Source organism: Methylothermaceae bacteria B42 (genome assembly GCA_001566965.1).
Lineage (GTDB): Bacteria > Pseudomonadota > Gammaproteobacteria > Methylococcales > Methylothermaceae > Methylohalobius.
Window position 1 is genome coordinate 30,510 of record LSNW01000006.1, and the last position, 16,075, is coordinate 46,584.

The following is a 16,075-nucleotide window of genomic DNA, read 5'->3' on the forward strand; positions in this document are numbered from 1 at the left end:
CATCTACAATCGTTAAGCACAAGCTTTGCTTTTGATTCCAAGGGGGTTTCTTTTTGAAGCCCCTTTTTTGTGGATTACATTTAATTTCAATGGCATCTTCAGCACCCTTTTTGACACAATGATGTAAGCCGGTTTTCCTTCCGTGGGACGAGGTGGACTCATCCGTGAGAGTTTGAGGGTGATCATCCCGACGCTAACATCTTTGGAAAGAAAACGAAACACCAGCATGTAGGCAGATTGTTTATGCAAATTCGAGTATTAGGATCAGGCGCCGGTGGTGGATTTCCCCAGTGGAATTGCAATTGCGACAATTGCCGCCGGTTGCGCGCCGGGGAAATCAACGCCAAACCACGAACCCAATCTTCCATTGCTGTTAGCGGTGACGGCGAGCGTTGGGTACTGTTCAATGCTTCTCCCGATATCCGCTTCCAGCTGGAAGCCCATCCGCCATTACAACCCAAACAGGGCGTACGCGATACCGGCATCCACGCCATTGTGCTGATTGATGCACAAATCGACCATACCACGGGCTTGTTAATCCTGCGGGAAAGCGTCAAGCCGCTGGACATTTATTGCACGGACCCTGTGCATGGCGATTTAACCTCTGGCTTCCCAGTCCTGGCCATGCTGGATCATTACTGCAAAGTCAACCGCCACCCGGTTCCCCTGGACGGCAGTGCTTTTGAAATCCCCGGCATCGACGATTTGCATTTTTACAGTCATGCCCTCAAAAGCAAGGCGCCACCCTACTCTCCCCACCGAAATCACCCCCATCCTGGCGATAATATCGGCGTGGTAGTCGAACAAATCTCCACCGGCAAAAAGCTTTACTACGCTCCTGGACTGGGTGAAATCGAACCCCATGTCTTTGACGCCATGCAAACGGCTGATTGCCTGCTGGTGGACGGTACTTTCTGGACCGACAACGAAATGGCCAAAGTAGGCAATCCCAAAAAGGCACGGGAAATCGGGCACCTGCCCCAATCTGGTCCGGGGGGCATGATGGAAGTGCTCGGTAAAGTCCCCAAGCCGCGCAAAATTTTGATCCACATCAATAACACCAATCCCATTTTGGATGAAGATTCCAACGAGCGCCGGCAATTAACCGATGCCGGCATTGAGGTTGCTTATGATGGCATGGAGATTGTTTTATGAGCTTAGATGTAACACCTTGGTCTCGGGAGGAGTTTGAAGCCAAACTCCGGGAGAAAGGCAAGTATTATCACATTTACCACCCTTACCACCTCATGATGGCCGAGGGGAAGCTGAACGAAGAACAAATCCGCGGCTGGGTGCTCAATCGCTTTTACTATCAAATCATGATCCCCCGCAAAGACGCCGCCATCATGGCCAATTGCCCGGACCGGGAAACCCGCCGCGAGTGGGTGCAAAGAATCCTCGATCATGACGGCAATGGCGAGGACAACGGCGGCATCGAAGCCTGGATACAACTCGGGATCGCCTGTGGCCTGGATCGGGAAGAGATCACCTCCCTCCAGCGCGTTTTGCCGGGCGTTAAATTCGCGGTGGATGCCTATTTCAACTTTGCCCGCACCGCTCCCTGGCAAGAGGCGGTCTGTTCGTCCTTGACCGAGCTGTTCGCCCCCACCATTCATAAACAAAGGTTGGCAGGATGGCCTGAGCTTTATCCCTGGATCAAGCCCGAAGGCTTGACCTATTTTCAAAAGCGCGTCAGCCAGGCCCGGCGTGATGTGGAACACGGGCTCGAATTCACCCTGGATTACTTTGGCCGCAGCCGAGAATTGCAGGAACGGGCCCTGGAGATTCTCCAATTCAAACTGGATGTGTTATGGTCCATGTTAGACGCCATGCAAATGGCCTATCTCAATAATCAACCACCTTATTTCAATATTCAATGAGCCTAAATCCCGATATCCCACTGGCGTTTTCTCCCCTGCACCGGTTGCAGTGGGAAGAAGCCCAGCAAAAATATGTGATTCTGTACCCTGAAGGCATGGTGGAATTGAATGCCAGTTCGGCTGAGATACTGAAATTGTGCGATGGCCAGCATACGTTTAAAACTATCGTCGCTGAATTGGAGCAAAAGTTCCAAACCACCGGTCTAACCAAAGACATTCAAGAATTCCTGGAGATTGCGCTTGAAAACGGCTGGATCCAAACCCAAGATCACTAATCCCCGCTGGCTGCTGGCAGAGCTCACCTACGCCTGTCCACTGCAGTGCCCTTACTGTTCCAACCCTGTCGATTACGCCCGTTACAAAGAAGAATTATCCACTGAAGATTGGAAACGGGTATTAACCCAGGCCCGGGAAATGGGGGCGGTACAATTGGGTTTTTCCGGTGGTGAACCTCTGACTCGGCAAGACCTGTCAGACTTGGTCGCCCACGCCCGCCAATTGGGTTATTACTCCAACCTCATCACCTCCGGCTACGGTTTGACCGAAGACAAAATCCGGCAATTGAAGCATGCGGGGCTGGATCACATTCAAGTCAGCATCCAGGCGCCGGAAAAGGATTTGAGCGACTTCCTGGCGGGCACCGAAAGTTTCGAACACAAAAAACAAGTGGCCCGCTGGGTGAAAGCCAACAGCTATCCCATGGTCTTGTGCGTGGTCATCCACCGCCACAATATCGAACAAATGGAAGGGATTCTGGAAATGGCCATCGAACTGGGCGCGGATTATCTGGAACTGGCCAATACCCAATATTATGGCTGGGCCCATCTCAATCGCCCTCAGTTGCTCCCTTCCCGGGAACAGTTCGAGCGGGCCGAAGCCATTGCCCATCGCTATCAGGACAAGATGAAGGGCAAAATGAAGATCTATTACGTCATCCCCGATTTTTACGAAGACCGCCCCAAAGCCTGTATGAATGGCTGGGGCACGACCTTTCTGACCATCGCCCCCGACGGCTCCGCCCTCCCCTGCCACGCAGCCCGGGAACTCCCCATTGACGCCTTCCCCAACGTTCGGGAAATGAGCGTCAGGGAAATCTGGGAGAAATCGGAAATCTTCAACCGCTTCCGGGGATTCGACTGGATGCCCGAACCTTGCCGCTCCTGCGATGAAAAAGCCAGGGATTATGGCGGCTGCCGCTGCCAAGCCTATCTCTTGACAGGCGACATGAACGCCACCGATCCTGTGTGCTCAAAATCTCCGCAAAGAAAGTTGATTGACGAAATCATAGAAGGCGCCAATAAACCGGAAGAAGCGCCGCTGGTCTTCCGCAATCCGAAAAATTCAAAAACGCTTGCTTAATTACTCTCCCATACCGGAACAGACCACCCATCGGGCCTGAGCAATTACGCTCTTGCTTAATCCTTTTTCATCATCCGCTCCAGGCGAATGACTTCGCTGCGGATCAATTTGGCGGTTTTTCGGGAAAGATTGACGAAACGGCCGCCCACCCGCAGCAAACGGCCATCCCGCAATGTTTTCACGTTACGCACTTCCAGATCAAAATTGATATGCTTGTCTTCCCCCAAACGCAGCACACAAAATCGAAGCACATCATTTTTGCGCACGTAAATGGAAGGCTCCAGCGTAAAACCAATCCCTCCCATACTGATATCTTCCACCCTTCCAACCACCACATCGGGCACCGAATCCACCCCGCCTTCCGCTTTGATGTGAATCGGAAGTTTAAATAACCGGGTTTTGACCCGGAAGACAGTTCGCTTTTGCGGAAAGTAAATTTTCTCGGGCAACACTATTTTGTATTGAACCGACTCGTTTTCCTTGCAAATCCCCGTCAGAAAGCAATCGAACGTCACTGAAACTTCTTCGTACTTTGCCAGCGCCTTGAAGCGTTTTTTTTGCAATAATTCAGCGTGCCCTGCTTCGCTGCATACGCGATCCAACAATACCCCCCCGTCCCAAACCTTGGTGATAGAGGAAGCATATCCCGTACCGGGTTGATCGACAAAATATAACGAGATCACCACCTTTTCTTCCTGTAAAGCCTGGAGGAGATCGATAATCTGCTCCCGCTCGGTAAGAAAATGGGGATTATGGGGTTTGGATTGTGTTTCCTCTTTATGGAATATTTTTTTCAGTAGCAACATGGAAGCCGCTCGTACTTAACCGGCGCCCAATAAGCGCGCGTCGCTATTAGCCCGGGTTTGACCATCCGCGCCATAATCGACCTGCTCACGCCGTTGTCCGAAAAACAAAGTCATGGCCTGGCGGTTGGTTTCTTGCATTAACGCAATCAGAGCACCGTTGGTCTCATTCATTTCCCGGCATCGGCGGGTCAGCTCCTGGATCCGCCGCCATTGCCGGACAATTTCGGAACCCTCACCAACATCCAAGGCATTGAATAGGCTTTCGATAAAATCTTCCCCGGCTTTGGGCGCACTCGAAAGTTGCACCATCAACTCATTAATTTGGGTGACTGTCTTGTTTTTTTCTTCACTCAAAGAAATCAGCGCTTCAACCTGTCGTCCCTCCAACGCAGCGCTTTCTTGTTCTAACAGCGAATGGAGCCTTTCGGTTTCAACCGTCAAGTGCCGGAGCCATGCGGAAAAAGCCTCAAGTTTATCATCCATCGCTCATTTCCTCGGCGGGAAGCTGAGCTTCCATTTCAATGATCTTTGCGGCAATCTGTTCCGCATCAATCTCGTATGTCCCTGCATTCAAAGCACTGGCAACCCTGGCCACCAATGCCGTATCAATGACCGCTTCTGAAACAAATGCCTGACTAGCCTCTCTTAATTTCGTGGCGGCATCAGTCAAAGAAACCGCGTCTGCTTGAGCAGGGGATTCACTGCTGGTTTCAACCGGCATTTTCTGACGCGACAACGGTTTCCCCGTCGCCGGATCAACTGCCTTGCCTGTCACCGTCCGCAGATCAATAGCCATGTAATTTTCCTCGTTTCATTGCCTTCCTGTGGTCAGACCTAATATTACAAGCCAACCATAATTCTCATATTTAAAATCGGCCATTTACTTAAAAAGTTTAGACTAGATTTCTTCTTCATTCGTTGCGGTCTGATTCGAAAGGCTCGCCAGCAAGGAGGCCAGCGTGAAGTCTACATGGGCGAGCGCCCGAACAAGGATGTTTGGGCAGGGCTTTCTTGCACAGCTCGATTGCGCAGCCAGAATGTATTCACAGCGTTTTTCGAAGCAGACAACCTGCCCCGGCTGGAATAGATGACAGAATCCTGGTCAAAATGGGACCATGACTTGACCTGGTCCCTGGACAATGGCTTCAATGATTCTATTTGAGCGGTCATTCCGCACCCGGATGGACTCGCCCATCGCACCCGCCATTAGCGCATGCCCGCCCATGCGAACCTCCAAAACCGGAGAACTGGCGCGTATCACCACCTTATCTCCTTTCGATATCACTTTGGCCGAAGTCAGCATCGCGGGATTCAAAACCTTCCCTTCCGGCAAGGAACGTTTTAACTGTTTGCCGAGTATCTGCCCGGGCTCGGAGAAATAGCCCTGGCGCAAGCTGCCAATATCCACGCGTTTCAATGCCACCGCATCTTTATGGATTATCGCGCCCCTTGGTAGCGCCTGGTTCAATACCACTACCGGCCGATAGGCTTTGATGACGGCCTTGGTGTAAATCGTCCAGGGATGCTCCCCATTGCAACGCACGCCCACCGAATGCGCCCCAGCCTTAACCGTGCCGCGCAGCGGGAAAACCTCCAAAGGGCGCTGACAAACCGGTAATTTCAAACGGGAATCCAATGCCGACACATCGATGTCAAAATCTTGGTATTGGCGTCGGATTTTTGACGAGAGGTAGTCAACGACGGCATTGCGGATACCGGCGAGTTTCTGATAACCAGAATCGCCATAAGCAGGCATAAACCAAAGGCATCCACCCACTATCACCCAAATCGTCTTACATTTCATAACTATGCTTTTGCTGTTGTCCACCTTGTCACTAGCAAAATTGGTGCCGTTAATTTATCCAAATTCAGCTCAAGTTCTTCCTGGATTTGCCGACAAGAAAAGAAACTCTGATGTATTCAGGCATTTCAATGCCAATTTTATTCATTCACAGATAAATTATCTGTGGCACCCATAAATTTTTCACTGACAACCAGCCCAAGAGAAAAACAGGGAGACGCAACATGGCCAGCATCCTAGCCGGAGTCGATCAAAGAACCCAACTAGCCGGACACAACCGTCTGGAGCTGCTTTTATTCCGGCTAGAAGGACACCAACGTTTTGGCATCAACGTCTTCAAGGTACAGGAAGTCATCAGTTGTCCGCCCCTGACCCAAATCCCCGACGCTCATCCAGTCATGTGCGGCGTTGCCCATTTGCGCGGGCGCACGGTACCCATTCTGGATTTATCATTAGGTATTGGCTCTACCCCGCAACCCCGCGATGGCACAGGTTACGCCATCATCAGTGAATATAACCGATCGGTGCAGGGGTTTTTGGTGCGCTCGGTGGACCGGATCATTAACATGGGCTGGGATGAAATCCAACCGCCGCCCAAGGCGGCAGGGAAAAATAGTTATCTCACCGCGGTGACAGAATTCGAGAACGAGTTGATTGAAGTCATCGATGTGGAAAAAATCATGAAGGAAATCACCGGTGGTAGCGAGGAAGTATCGGAAGGCGTTATCGATCAAACCTTCGAATCTGAGGAACATCACATTCTGGTGGTGGATGATTCATTGGTTGCCAGAAATCAAGTCAAGCGCGTCCTGGAACAATTAGGCGTGGAATGCACCTTGGCCAAGGACGGTCAACACGCCTATGAAATTCTGAAAGGCTGGGTGGAAGAAGGCAAGGATCTTAACCAGTTTCTAACCATGATTATTTCCGACATTGAAATGCCCATTATGGATGGTTACACCCTGACCACCAAAATCCGGGAACACTCGGACATGAAGGCCCTGTATATCTTACTGCATACGTCTTTGAGCGGCGTTTTCAACCAAACCATGGTTGAAAAAGTCGGCGCCAATCGCTTTCTGGCCAAATTCGCCCCGGATGATTTGGCCAATGCCGTGTTGGAACGCTTGAAAATTCATAGTGAAGCTGCCTGATAGTTGTGGGTGCTGCCATCATGCAGAATGAGATGGAACAATTCACCACTCATCCAGGGCTCCGTCATCCATTCAAGCCGGGGCAGGTGGTCTGCTTGCAGAGAGGCCAGCACGGAGCCTACAGGGAGGTATTCACGGCGTTTTTCGAAGCAGACTACCTGCGCCTTCCATCAATCCTTTACGTGTTTAAATGACGTGGTCCTGATTACTCATCTCATTCTCTTGTTTTTTATCTCTCCTCTCTTCCATAATTTTTTCCAGTAGGAAATCGGTGATGTTCAAGGGCGGAGCATTACAATCCTCTAACCCATCCGGCCTCTTCGACAATGCCATTTCCGACCAAGCATTTAACGCTTTTCAGCAATATATGCGCGATAAATGCGGCATTGCCATCGGACACAGTAAACGCTACATGGTACAAAGCCGGCTCGACAATATACTTCGGGAAACGGCGATTTCCAACGTCAATGATCTGATTGATGCCCTGATCAAGAACACCCTGCCCCAAAAAATAAAAACCCGCATAATTGATGCCATCACCACCAATGAAACTTATTGGTTCCGGGATGGCCGCCAGTTCGATGTATTGACAAAAGAGATTCTCCCAGAGCTGACCAAGCATCCTTTTAATTCTTTACGGATATGGTCGGCTGGTTGTTCCTACGGCCAGGAGCCTTATTCCATTTGTATTGCCATGCAAGAATTCGCCCGGCTCCACATGATAAAACTCCCGAAATTACAAATTATCGGCACGGATCTTTCTCATAAAGTCTTAGACATTGCCCGCCAAGCTGTCTATTCAGAATACGCTCTATCCCGCGGTCTCCCAACCCCCTTGAAACAACGCTACTTCGTCTCTTCGGAACAAGGGTGGAAATTAAAACCTGAAATCACAAGCAAAGTCAGCTTCAGACCTTTCAATCTACTCAACTCCTTTTCCATGATGGGTAAATTTGATGTCATTTTTTGCCGTAACGTTTTGATTTATTTTTCCAGCGAAGTCAAACTACATATCCTAAACCGCATGATTGCCAGTCTTAAACCCGAAGGATCTTTATTTCTAAGTTCCACGGAATCCCTCCCTCCTGGCCTCAGCGGTTTGAAAACGCTACAAGGCCACGGAACCCGTTACTATCGCCGCATGGATTGATCATAACCATTTCCCCTCCCTCCTTCTTAAAGCGGCAAAAAATTGCCACCTTCCGCCATTACCCACACATAAGTTGTTGAATTAATTAAACTCATTCCCTGGCACAAGCGTTGCATAAGGTATTAGCAAACGCTTAAACCCTGCTAAGGAATGGAATCAATGAAAATCAGCTTTGACAATGCCCTTGGTTTTTTTCCGAAGTCACTGGAACTTCGGGCAAAACGGACCGAACTTTTGGCTTCCAATTTAGCCAATGCCGACACGCCGGGTTATAAAGCCCGGGACTTTAACATTGACCGGTTACTGCAAGAAGCCAAGCCCCAGGAAATCCCGTTACAGACCACCCGACCAGGCCATCTCTCGTTATCCAAAGACGGGATTGAAGGCAAGCTGCTTTACCGGGTGCCACAACAGGCTTCTTTGGATGGCAACACCGTGGAAGAACACATCGAACAAGCCAAATTTGCCGAAAACGCCCTGCGTTATCAAACCACCCTGCGTTTTATCAATGGCAGGATTTCCAGCCTGATGCTTGCCTTGAAAGGAGAATAAATCATGGCCTCGTTCAAAATATTCGATGTCGCCGGTTCCGGCATGAACGCGCAAATGGTGCGGCTCAATATCACCGCCAGTAACCTGGCCAACGCCGACAGCATCAGTAGCAGCATCGAGCAAACCTATAAATCCCGGCAACCGGTATTCGCCGCCCAATTCCAAAATGCCTTTGACCGCCTCCATGGCACGGCCACCAAAGTCAACATTCTCGGGGTGGTGGAAAGCAAGGCGCCATTACAAATGGAGTACGCCCCCCATCACCCCATGGCCAACGAACAAGGCTACATTTTCAAGCCCAATGTCAACACGGTGGAAGATCTGGCCAATATGATCGCCGCTTCCCGTTCTTACCAAAATAATATTGAAGTACTCAATACCGCCAAAGAATTGATGTTACAAACCTTGCGATTAGGTCAATAAGCATGGAAATCCAAAAACTGCAAGAGCTGGGGTTGGTCAAGCCAGAAGCGCCTTCCAAACCCCGTAACAAACTGAACCAAGATCAATTTCTCAAATTGATGACAACCCAAATGACCCACCAAAACCCGCTCAAGCCCATGGAAAACACGGAATTCCTAACCCAGATGGCGCAATTTGGCACAGTCACCGGCATTCAGGAATTGCAAAAATCCTTTGCCGATTTCGCCTCCGCCATCAGTTCCGACCAAACCCTTCAAGCCTCCAATTTAGTGGGCAGAAAAGTATTGGTCGAAAGCCAGCAAGCGCTACTGACTGCCAATGATCCCGTCAGCGGTGCCATCGAATTGGAAAACCCCGCCACGGCGGTTACCGTGCAAATCCTGGACACCGGCGGCGCGACTGTCCGAACCTTAAGCCTGGGTGCTTTGGACAAGGGCATCACTGACTTTTCCTGGGACGGCCTCAAGGATGACGGCACCTATGCTAATCCAGGCGTCTATCAACTCCGGGCGGAAGGCATGGTGGATGGTGAAAACCAGGCCCTTAAAACGCAAGTGATCGCCCCCGTGGAAAGCGTCTCCCTGGACCGAAAAAGCCACGGCATCAAAGTCAATCTGGAGGGTATCGGCAGCGTCGATTTTAAACAAATCCAGCAAATTCTGTAACAAAGGAGAAATAAATGGCATTTAATACTGCACTCAGCGGACTCCATGCCGCCTCGGCCGATTTGCAAACCACCGGCAACAACATCGCTAACGTGAATACCATAGGATTCAAAAAATCCAGGGCGGAATTTGCCGATGTCTATGCCACCAGCTTTTTCGGCTCGGGAACCACCACCATCGGTAGTGGCGTGCGGGTTACGGAAATTGCGCAAATGTTCACCCAGGGCAACCTGGAATATACGGAAAACGTGCTCGATATCGCCATCAGCGGCCGGGGATTTTTCTCCTTGAGCGATAGCCCGGACACCGAACCTACCGCCTTCACCCGCAACGGCGCGTTTCAACTGGATAAAGATGGCTATATCGTTACCGATCAAGGACAATATTTGTTTGGCTGGCGCAAAGACTTCAGCCAGGGGGCGCTTCAGGTAGAAACCAACAAGGGCGACCCCAAGGCTTCCACCGATGTCAACATGAATCTCAATCTGGATGCCGCGGGAACCGCTCCTGCCGTAGCAACTTTCGACCCCGCGGACCCGGCCACATACAATAAAGCCACTTCGGTCACGGTCTATGATTCCTTGGGCAATCCCCATTCTCTCACCTCCTACTTCGTGGCCAAAAATCCGACAACACCCAATCAGTGGGACGTCTATCAATATTTGGACGGGCAACCGCTGGACCCGGCAAAAAACCCGGTCACGCTGGAATTCAACACCAATGGTGTCCTGGTCAGCGTGGATGGCAACGCGGGGGCCACCAAAGTCAGCTATGCACCCCATCCGATCACTGGCGCTGATGATTTGACCATCACTTACGACTACGCCGAATCCACCCAATTCAATACCCAATTCAGCGTCAACGCCTTGACTCAAAACGGTTACCCCGCCGGGGATTTCACCGGTTTGGAAATCAGCGACGCAGGCGTACTGTTCGCCCGTTTCAGCAACGGCAACGCCGAACGTCTGGGCCAGGTGGCCCTGGCCCGGTTTCAGAACGAACAAGGTCTTATCAAACTGGGCGATACCCAGTGGGCGGAAAGTTCGGTCTCGGGGGAGAAGCTTCTTGGCGCGCCCGGAGAAAGCAATCTCGGTACGGTGCAATCCGGCGCCCTGGAGGCATCCACCGTGGATTTATCTGAGCAATTGGTGCGCTTGATTGTTGCCCAACAGAGTTATCAAGCCAATGCCGAAAGCATTTCCACTGAAGACACGATCATCCAGACCTTGTTGAACATCCGATAAGGTAACCACTAATGGATCGTAGCCTTTTTGTGGTCATGAGCGGGGCAAAGGAAACCTTGCACGCGCAAGCGGCGGTCAGTAACAATCTGGCCAATGTCAACACCGCAGGATTCAAGGCGGACCTGGAGCAGTTCCGCAGCATGCCGGTCTTTGGGCCTGGTCATCCCTCCCGGGTCTATGCGCTGGACGAGCGGCCAGCCACGGACTTCGACCCCGGCGCAACGCAAACCACCGGCAGGGATTTGGATATCGCCATCAAAGGAGAAGGGTGGATAACGGTGCAGGCGCCGGACGGATCGGAAACTTATACCCGGCGGGGGGATCTGCGCGTCTCCCCCAACGGCTTGCTGGAAACCGGCAATGGCTTGCCGGTCATGGGAGAGAACGGCCCCATTGCCATTCCGCCAGCACAAAAAATTGATATCGGCCAGGATGGCACCATCAGCATTGTTCCCTTGGGAGAAAATCCCGATACCTTAGTGATTGTGGACCGAATCAAACTGGTCAACCCGGACCCAGCCCAATTGGAAAAAGGCCTGGACGGGTTAATCCGCTTGAAAAATGGCGAAACCGCCGATGCCGACGCCAGCGTCACCTTGATCCCCGGCTCTTTGGAAGGCAGTAATGTCAATTCCGTTTCCGCGCTGGTGGAGATGATCGAACTGGCCCGGCGCTTTGAATTGCAAATCAAAATGATGAAAACCGCCGAGGAAGACGCCGATGCCACCGCTCAACTTTTACGCATGGGTTAACCGAGGATGTGTGCCAATTGATAATGTCAATTGATGTTACGCACTGTCATTCCAAAGTAGCCCTCAAACGCAGTGCGCGATCTGGCAAGGAAGCCTGTCATTGGCTCGCGGGCAAGAACAGGGTGCCCCCTCCCCGGCCCTCCCCCGCAAGCGGGGGAGGGAGCGACGAAACCAACCTTGAATCCCCTCTCCCTTTGGGAGAGGGGTTGGGGAGAGGGTGTGACGGCGCTGTCCTTGCCGTAACGTAAATTGCGTATCATCAGTAATAAAGTTGAGAAGGAACGTGGAGCGGCTTTTGGGAATGTTGGCGGCCTGGATGGCCGCCATCAAGCCCTCAGGGATGAGTTCACGGCGTTTTACAAAAGCCGCTCCACGCCTCTATCGAGATAGGTACTTAATAGGAGTATGACACCATGACTGACCGAGCCTTATGGGTGGCCAAAACCGGCCTTGACGCCCAACAAACCCGCATGGCGGTAATTTCCAACAACCTGGCCAACGTCAACACGGTTGGTTTCAAAAAAGGACGCGCCCTGTTCGAAGACCTTTTGTATCAGAATGTTCGCCAAGTGGGCGCCCAATCCAGCGAAAGCACGCAACTCCCCTCGGGACTACAACTGGGCACTGGCGTGCGGGTTGTCGCCACGGAAAAACTCCACACCCAGGGCAACGTCATCCAGACCGGCAACGCCCTGGATGTGGCCATTTCCGGCCGGGGTTTCTTCCAAATCCTGATGCCCAACGGCGAAATCAACTATACCCGCAACGGCGCCTTCAAATTGAATTCGGAAGGTCAATTGGTGACCGACAGCGGTTATTTTCTGGAACCTGCCATCACCGTGCCGCCCGATGCCATCAGCGTCACTATCAGCAAGGATGGCATTGTCTCCGCCTTGCAGCCGGGCAGCGCCACCCCCGTGCAACTGGGGCAAATCCAGCTGGCGGATTTCGTCAATCCCACAGGACTCGAACCCATTGGCGAGAATCTGTTCCGGGAATCGGTTGCCAGTGGTCCCCCGACCGTTGGCAATCCCGGCACTGACGAACGGGGCGACCTGGCTCAACATTCCCTGGAAACCTCAAACGTCAACGTGGTGGAAGAGTTGGTCAACATGATTGAGACTCAACGGGCCTACGAAATGAATTCCAAGGCCATTTCAACCACCGATCAGATGCTGGCTTTCGTGACAAATAACTTATAAGCCAATGAGGATTATGTCATTGAAAGCTTTATTTCACCGCAAGGGCGCAGAGAACTCTAATGTTAGTATTGATTTTTTGTTAACGTTTGGACCCCATGCCGGGGGATTGACTGAAGGGCGTACGCGGCCTGGATGGCCGCGTCCGAGCCCCCAGGGAAGGGTTCACGGCGTCCCTGAAGGCAATCCCCCGGCATGGGCCTCGATGGGCAGACAAATATTTAGACTCTGCGCCCTCTGCGTCTTTGCGGTGAAAAAAAAATATTCATCCTTACCTTGGATCATGGTTGGTCTCGCTGGCTTGATGGTCACAGGATGTACCAGTCTGCCGGAATCCATGCCCCGCCATAATCCAGCGTTTGCCCCCATTCCGCCCCGCTATCAATCCCGGCCCTTGCATCCCACAGGGAGTATCTATCAGGCTAACCAGGATATGCGTCTGTTTGAAAATATCAGCGCCCGCCGGGTGGGCGATATCCTCACCATTCGCCTGGTGGAGGCCACCAAGGCTTCCAAGGACGCGGATATGCAAATCAAAAAGGGGAACAGCATTTCCGCTTCCGCGCCAATCCTGTTTGGCCAGGCCAAAACCTTGGGCATCGAATGGGAAAGCAAGGCTACTACGGACAAAAACTTCAAGGGCAAGGGGGCGACCAATCAGAGTAATCAGCTCAAGGGCAACGTCACAGTGACAGTGGTGGAAGTCCTCCCCAACGGCAATTTAAGAGTACAAGGCGAAAAAAGGATTACCATCAACGACGGTCATGAATATGTGCGGCTGGCCGGTATCGTGCGCCCAGTGGATGTAGCCGCGGATAATTCGGTTCCCTCTACTCTGGTCGCCGATGCCACCATCATGTACACCGGCGAGGGCGCCATGGCGGATGTCAAGGAAGTGGGGTGGCTGACCCGGTTCTTTAACAGCCTCTTTTTTCCCTTTTAGGAGCGTCGCGTGAAGTTCATTGCCGGAAGTTTGCTTTTACTTTTCATGGCCCTGCCTGTGTCGGCGGAGCGGATCAAGGACCTGGCTTCCATTGCCGGTGTCCGTGACAATCAATTGGTGGGGTACGGTTTGGTGGTGGGCCTCAACGGCACGGGAGACAAAACCAAATTCACCGGCCAGGCACTGCGCAATATGTTGACCCGATTGGGGCTCACCCTGCCGCCAGGCGTCGATCCAAAGGCCAAAAATGTGGCCGCGGTTTCCGTGCATGCGGTTTTGCCCCCCTTCGCCAAACCGGGCCAGACCATTGACGTGACGGTATCGTCCATCGGCGATGCCAAAAGCCTGCGCGGGGGATCATTGTTAATGACCCCCCTGAAAGGAATCGACAATCAAGTTTATGCCATCGCCCAGGGGAATCTGGTGGTAGGGGGACTGACCGCCTCGGGCCAGGATGGTTCGAAAATTACGGTCAATATTCCCAGCGTTGGCCGCATCCCCAATGGCGCCACCGTGGAACGGACCGTGGCTTCGGCATTTTCCACCGCCAAATTCATCACCTTGAATCTGCACCAGCCGGATTTCACCACCGCCCAACGAATCGCCGCCGCCATCAACCGGGTTTTGGGGCCGGATACCGCCCGCCCCGCCGACAGTACTTCCATCCGCGTTGGCGCGCCCCAGGATCCGGCGCAAAAAGTCACTTTTATGTCAATGATTGAAAACATGACTGTGGATCCGGGGGAAGCGGCAGCCAAGGTCATTGTCAATTCCCGCACTGGCACCGTGGTCATCAGCCGGCATGTAAGGGTGCGCCCGGCGGCGGTCTCCCACGGCAATCTGGTGGTCACCATCCGCGAGAATCCCGAAGTGAGTCAACCCAACCCGCTGGCCGGCGGGACCACCACGGTGGTGCCCCGGTCGGATATCAATGTTGAAGAAGAAGGCAAACATATGTTCATGTTTGATCCCGGGATTTCTCTGAACGAACTGGTGCGCGCCGTTAACCAGGTGGGGGCCGCGCCTTCGGATTTGGTGGCCATTCTGGAAGCCTTGAAAAGCGCCGGGGCTCTGCAGGCAGAGTTAATCATCATCTAATAGCAGGTCATGAACAGGGTGCGGGGAGAGGTGTTCCGGAAATGTTGGCGGCCTGGATGGCCGCCATCAAGCCCCCAGGGAAGGGTTTACGGCGTTTTCCGGAACACCTCTCCCCGCCCCCATTGTGAGAGAGTCTAAAGTTATGCAAAAAGCCGCCGCTAATCTCTATACCGACTTCAAACAACTGGCCGATCTCAAGCGCCAGGCAAGGCAAAACAGCGAGCAAGCGTTGGAGAAAGTGGCCAGGCAGTTTGAGGCGGTTTTTTTGCAGATGATGTTGAAACAAATGCGCCAAGCCAGTATGGGAGACCCGATTTTCAATAGCAATGGACTCGAATTCTACCGGGATATGCACGACCAGCAATTGGCGATGCATTTATCTGATCAAGGCAGCATCGGCATTGCAGATTTGATCGTACGGCAATTACAGCCGAAAAACGGTATTGCAGACCAAACTCAGAAAACTCTGGAAGATTACCAGCGCCGGCCATTTCCATCTCCTTCGATGCCGATAAAAAAATCCAGTAAAGATGTGGCTAAACCAAGTCTGGCTCCGGTGGAAAAATCTGAAACTGACCGTTTTGATTCTCCCCGGGAGTTCGTTAAGACGCTGTTGCCGGAAGCCCGAAAAGCAGCCGCCAAAATTGGCGTCGATCCCAAATTACTGATCGCCCAAGCGGCCCTGGAAACCGGCTGGGGCAAAAAAATCATCCACCATACGGATGGCCGCAGCAGCCATAATCTGTTCAATATCAAGGCTGGCCGCATCTGGGAAGGCGACCGGGTAAATGTCGGCACGCTGGAATATCTGGATGGCGTGGCAGTGAAAAAGCAGGCGGATTTTAGAGCCTATGACAATTACCGGCAAAGCTTTGACGATTATGTGGCCCTGCTCCAGCAACCTAGATACCGGCAGGCGCTAGACAAGGCGGGCGATCCCAGGGCCTATCTGGAAGCCTTGCAACAAGCCGGCTACGCCACCGACCCTGATTACGCCAACAAGATTTTATCCCTTTACCAACGCCAAACCCTGGCCGCTTTATAGGAAG

Annotated in this window: 19 protein-coding genes; 15 read left to right on the forward strand and 4 right to left on the reverse strand. The window is 52.3% G+C overall.

Annotated features, from left to right (window positions below):
• Positions 1-243 precede the first annotated feature (243 nt).
• From AXA67_03875 to AXA67_03890, 4 genes are read left to right on the forward strand one after another with little or no spacing between them, the layout of a single operon-like run.
• Positions 244-1,155 carry a pyrroloquinoline quinone biosynthesis protein B gene (locus AXA67_03875; protein KXJ41743.1) on the forward strand — a complete coding sequence of 304 codons (912 nt, stop codon included), beginning with the start codon at positions 244-246 and terminating at the stop codon, positions 1,153-1,155.
• On the forward strand, positions 1,152-1,880 hold the full coding sequence (locus AXA67_03880) for a pyrroloquinoline quinone biosynthesis protein C (GenBank protein ID KXJ41744.1): 729 nt from the start codon (positions 1,152-1,154) through the stop codon (positions 1,878-1,880). The genes AXA67_03875 and AXA67_03880 overlap by 4 nt, the downstream gene beginning before the upstream one ends.
• Positions 1,877-2,155: a coenzyme PQQ synthesis protein D gene (locus AXA67_03885; GenBank protein KXJ41745.1), complete on the forward strand. Its 279-nt coding sequence runs from the start codon at positions 1,877-1,879 to the stop codon at positions 2,153-2,155. Before AXA67_03880 ends, AXA67_03885 begins: the two co-directional genes overlap by 4 nt.
• A complete protein-coding gene (locus AXA67_03890; protein ID KXJ41746.1) occupies positions 2,121-3,239 on the forward strand; it encodes a pyrroloquinoline quinone biosynthesis protein PqqE in 1,119 nt (372 codons plus the stop codon). Before AXA67_03885 ends, AXA67_03890 begins: the two co-directional genes overlap by 35 nt.
• A gap of 56 nt (positions 3,240-3,295) precedes the next feature.
• Here AXA67_03890 and AXA67_03895 read toward each other — a convergent pair whose 3' ends face one another.
• From AXA67_03895 to AXA67_03910, 4 genes are all read right to left on the reverse strand, one after another.
• Entirely contained in the window at positions 3,296-4,045 is a 750-nt protein-coding gene (locus AXA67_03895) for a hypothetical protein (GenBank protein KXJ41747.1), read from the reverse strand.
• Positions 4,046-4,060: 15 nt separating this feature from the next.
• Positions 4,061-4,528, reverse strand: a complete 468-nt coding sequence (locus tag AXA67_03900) for a hypothetical protein (protein ID KXJ41748.1) — start codon at positions 4,526-4,528, stop codon at positions 4,061-4,063.
• Positions 4,521-4,841 (reverse strand): hypothetical protein, encoded by a 321-nt coding sequence (locus AXA67_03905; GenBank protein KXJ41749.1) that lies wholly within the window; start codon positions 4,839-4,841, stop codon positions 4,521-4,523. Before AXA67_03905 ends, AXA67_03900 begins: the two co-directional genes overlap by 8 nt.
• Positions 4,842-5,147: 306 nt before the next feature.
• Positions 5,148-5,801: a hypothetical protein gene (locus AXA67_03910; protein ID KXJ41750.1), complete on the reverse strand. Its 654-nt coding sequence runs from the start codon at positions 5,799-5,801 to the stop codon at positions 5,148-5,150.
• Positions 5,802-6,070: 269 nt separating this feature from the next.
• Between AXA67_03910 and AXA67_03915 the strand changes: the two genes are divergently transcribed.
• The 11 genes from AXA67_03915 to AXA67_03965 all read left to right on the forward strand — a co-directional run bounded on the left by AXA67_03915 (position 6,071) and on the right by AXA67_03965 (position 16,071).
• Entirely contained in the window at positions 6,071-7,000 is a 930-nt protein-coding gene (locus AXA67_03915) for a chemotaxis protein CheW (GenBank protein KXJ41751.1), read from the forward strand.
• A gap of 274 nt (positions 7,001-7,274) precedes the next feature.
• A complete protein-coding gene (locus AXA67_03920; protein ID KXJ41752.1) occupies positions 7,275-8,150 on the forward strand; it encodes a hypothetical protein in 876 nt (291 codons plus the stop codon).
• A gap of 159 nt (positions 8,151-8,309) precedes the next feature.
• A complete protein-coding gene (gene flgB, locus AXA67_03925; GenBank protein ID KXJ41753.1) occupies positions 8,310-8,702 on the forward strand; it encodes a flagellar biosynthesis protein FlgB in 393 nt (130 codons plus the stop codon).
• Positions 8,703-8,705: 3 nt separating this feature from the next.
• Positions 8,706-9,125, forward strand: coding sequence for a flagellar basal-body rod protein FlgC (locus AXA67_03930; GenBank protein KXJ41754.1), 420 nt, complete (start codon positions 8,706-8,708; stop codon positions 9,123-9,125).
• Positions 9,122-9,790, forward strand: coding sequence for a flagellar hook capping protein (locus AXA67_03935; GenBank protein ID KXJ41755.1), 669 nt, complete (start codon positions 9,122-9,124; stop codon positions 9,788-9,790). The genes AXA67_03930 and AXA67_03935 overlap by 4 nt, the downstream gene beginning before the upstream one ends.
• A gap of 14 nt (positions 9,791-9,804) precedes the next feature.
• Positions 9,805-11,034, forward strand: a complete 1,230-nt coding sequence (locus AXA67_03940; protein ID KXJ41756.1) for a hypothetical protein — start codon at positions 9,805-9,807, stop codon at positions 11,032-11,034.
• Positions 11,035-11,045: 11 nt separating this feature from the next.
• Entirely contained in the window at positions 11,046-11,786 is a 741-nt protein-coding gene (locus AXA67_03945; GenBank protein KXJ41757.1) for a flagellar biosynthesis protein FlgF, read from the forward strand.
• Positions 11,787-12,199: 413 nt separating this feature from the next.
• A complete protein-coding gene (gene flgG / locus AXA67_03950; GenBank protein KXJ41758.1) occupies positions 12,200-12,988 on the forward strand; it encodes a flagellar basal-body rod protein FlgG in 789 nt (262 codons plus the stop codon).
• 280 nt (positions 12,989-13,268) lie between these two features.
• Entirely contained in the window at positions 13,269-13,928 is a 660-nt protein-coding gene (gene flgH / locus AXA67_03955; protein KXJ41813.1) for a flagellar basal body L-ring protein, read from the forward strand.
• Between the two features lie 45 nt (positions 13,929-13,973).
• Entirely contained in the window at positions 13,974-15,026 is a 1,053-nt protein-coding gene (locus tag AXA67_03960) for a flagellar biosynthesis protein FlgI (GenBank protein ID KXJ41814.1), read from the forward strand.
• 142 nt (positions 15,027-15,168) lie between these two features.
• Positions 15,169-16,071, forward strand: coding sequence for a hypothetical protein (locus AXA67_03965; GenBank protein ID KXJ41759.1), 903 nt, complete (start codon positions 15,169-15,171; stop codon positions 16,069-16,071).
• The last annotated feature ends 4 nt before the right edge of the window (positions 16,072-16,075 follow it).

Excerpts from the sequence above, each read along its gene's own strand:
- flgB (KXJ41753.1), top strand. The coding sequence starts at position 8,310 with ATGAAAATCAGCTTTGACAATGCCCTTGGTTTTTTTCCGAAGTCACTG.
- flgG (KXJ41758.1), top strand. The coding sequence starts at position 12,200 with ATGACTGACCGAGCCTTATGGGTGGCCAAAACCGGCCTTGACGCCCAA.
- AXA67_03945 (KXJ41757.1), top strand. The coding sequence starts at position 11,046 with ATGGATCGTAGCCTTTTTGTGGTCATGAGCGGGGCAAAGGAAACCTTG.
- AXA67_03895 (KXJ41747.1), bottom strand. The coding sequence starts at position 4,045 with ATGTTGCTACTGAAAAAAATATTCCATAAAGAGGAAACACAATCCAAA.
- AXA67_03885 (KXJ41745.1), top strand. The coding sequence starts at position 1,877 with ATGAGCCTAAATCCCGATATCCCACTGGCGTTTTCTCCCCTGCACCGG.
- AXA67_03905 (KXJ41749.1), bottom strand. The coding sequence starts at position 4,841 with ATGGCTATTGATCTGCGGACGGTGACAGGCAAGGCAGTTGATCCGGCG.
- AXA67_03915 (KXJ41751.1), top strand. The coding sequence starts at position 6,071 with ATGGCCAGCATCCTAGCCGGAGTCGATCAAAGAACCCAACTAGCCGGA.
- AXA67_03910 (KXJ41750.1), bottom strand. The coding sequence starts at position 5,801 with ATGCCTGCTTATGGCGATTCTGGTTATCAGAAACTCGCCGGTATCCGC.
- AXA67_03900 (KXJ41748.1), bottom strand. The coding sequence starts at position 4,528 with ATGGATGATAAACTTGAGGCTTTTTCCGCATGGCTCCGGCACTTGACG.
- AXA67_03940 (KXJ41756.1), top strand. The coding sequence starts at position 9,805 with ATGGCATTTAATACTGCACTCAGCGGACTCCATGCCGCCTCGGCCGAT.
- AXA67_03960 (KXJ41814.1), top strand. The coding sequence starts at position 13,974 with ATGGCCCTGCCTGTGTCGGCGGAGCGGATCAAGGACCTGGCTTCCATT.
- AXA67_03930 (KXJ41754.1), top strand. The coding sequence starts at position 8,706 with ATGGCCTCGTTCAAAATATTCGATGTCGCCGGTTCCGGCATGAACGCG.
- AXA67_03875 (KXJ41743.1), top strand. The coding sequence starts at position 244 with ATGCAAATTCGAGTATTAGGATCAGGCGCCGGTGGTGGATTTCCCCAG.
- AXA67_03920 (KXJ41752.1), top strand. The coding sequence starts at position 7,275 with ATGTTCAAGGGCGGAGCATTACAATCCTCTAACCCATCCGGCCTCTTC.
- AXA67_03965 (KXJ41759.1), top strand. The coding sequence starts at position 15,169 with ATGCAAAAAGCCGCCGCTAATCTCTATACCGACTTCAAACAACTGGCC.
- flgH (KXJ41813.1), top strand. The coding sequence starts at position 13,269 with ATGGTTGGTCTCGCTGGCTTGATGGTCACAGGATGTACCAGTCTGCCG.
- AXA67_03880 (KXJ41744.1), top strand. The coding sequence starts at position 1,152 with ATGAGCTTAGATGTAACACCTTGGTCTCGGGAGGAGTTTGAAGCCAAA.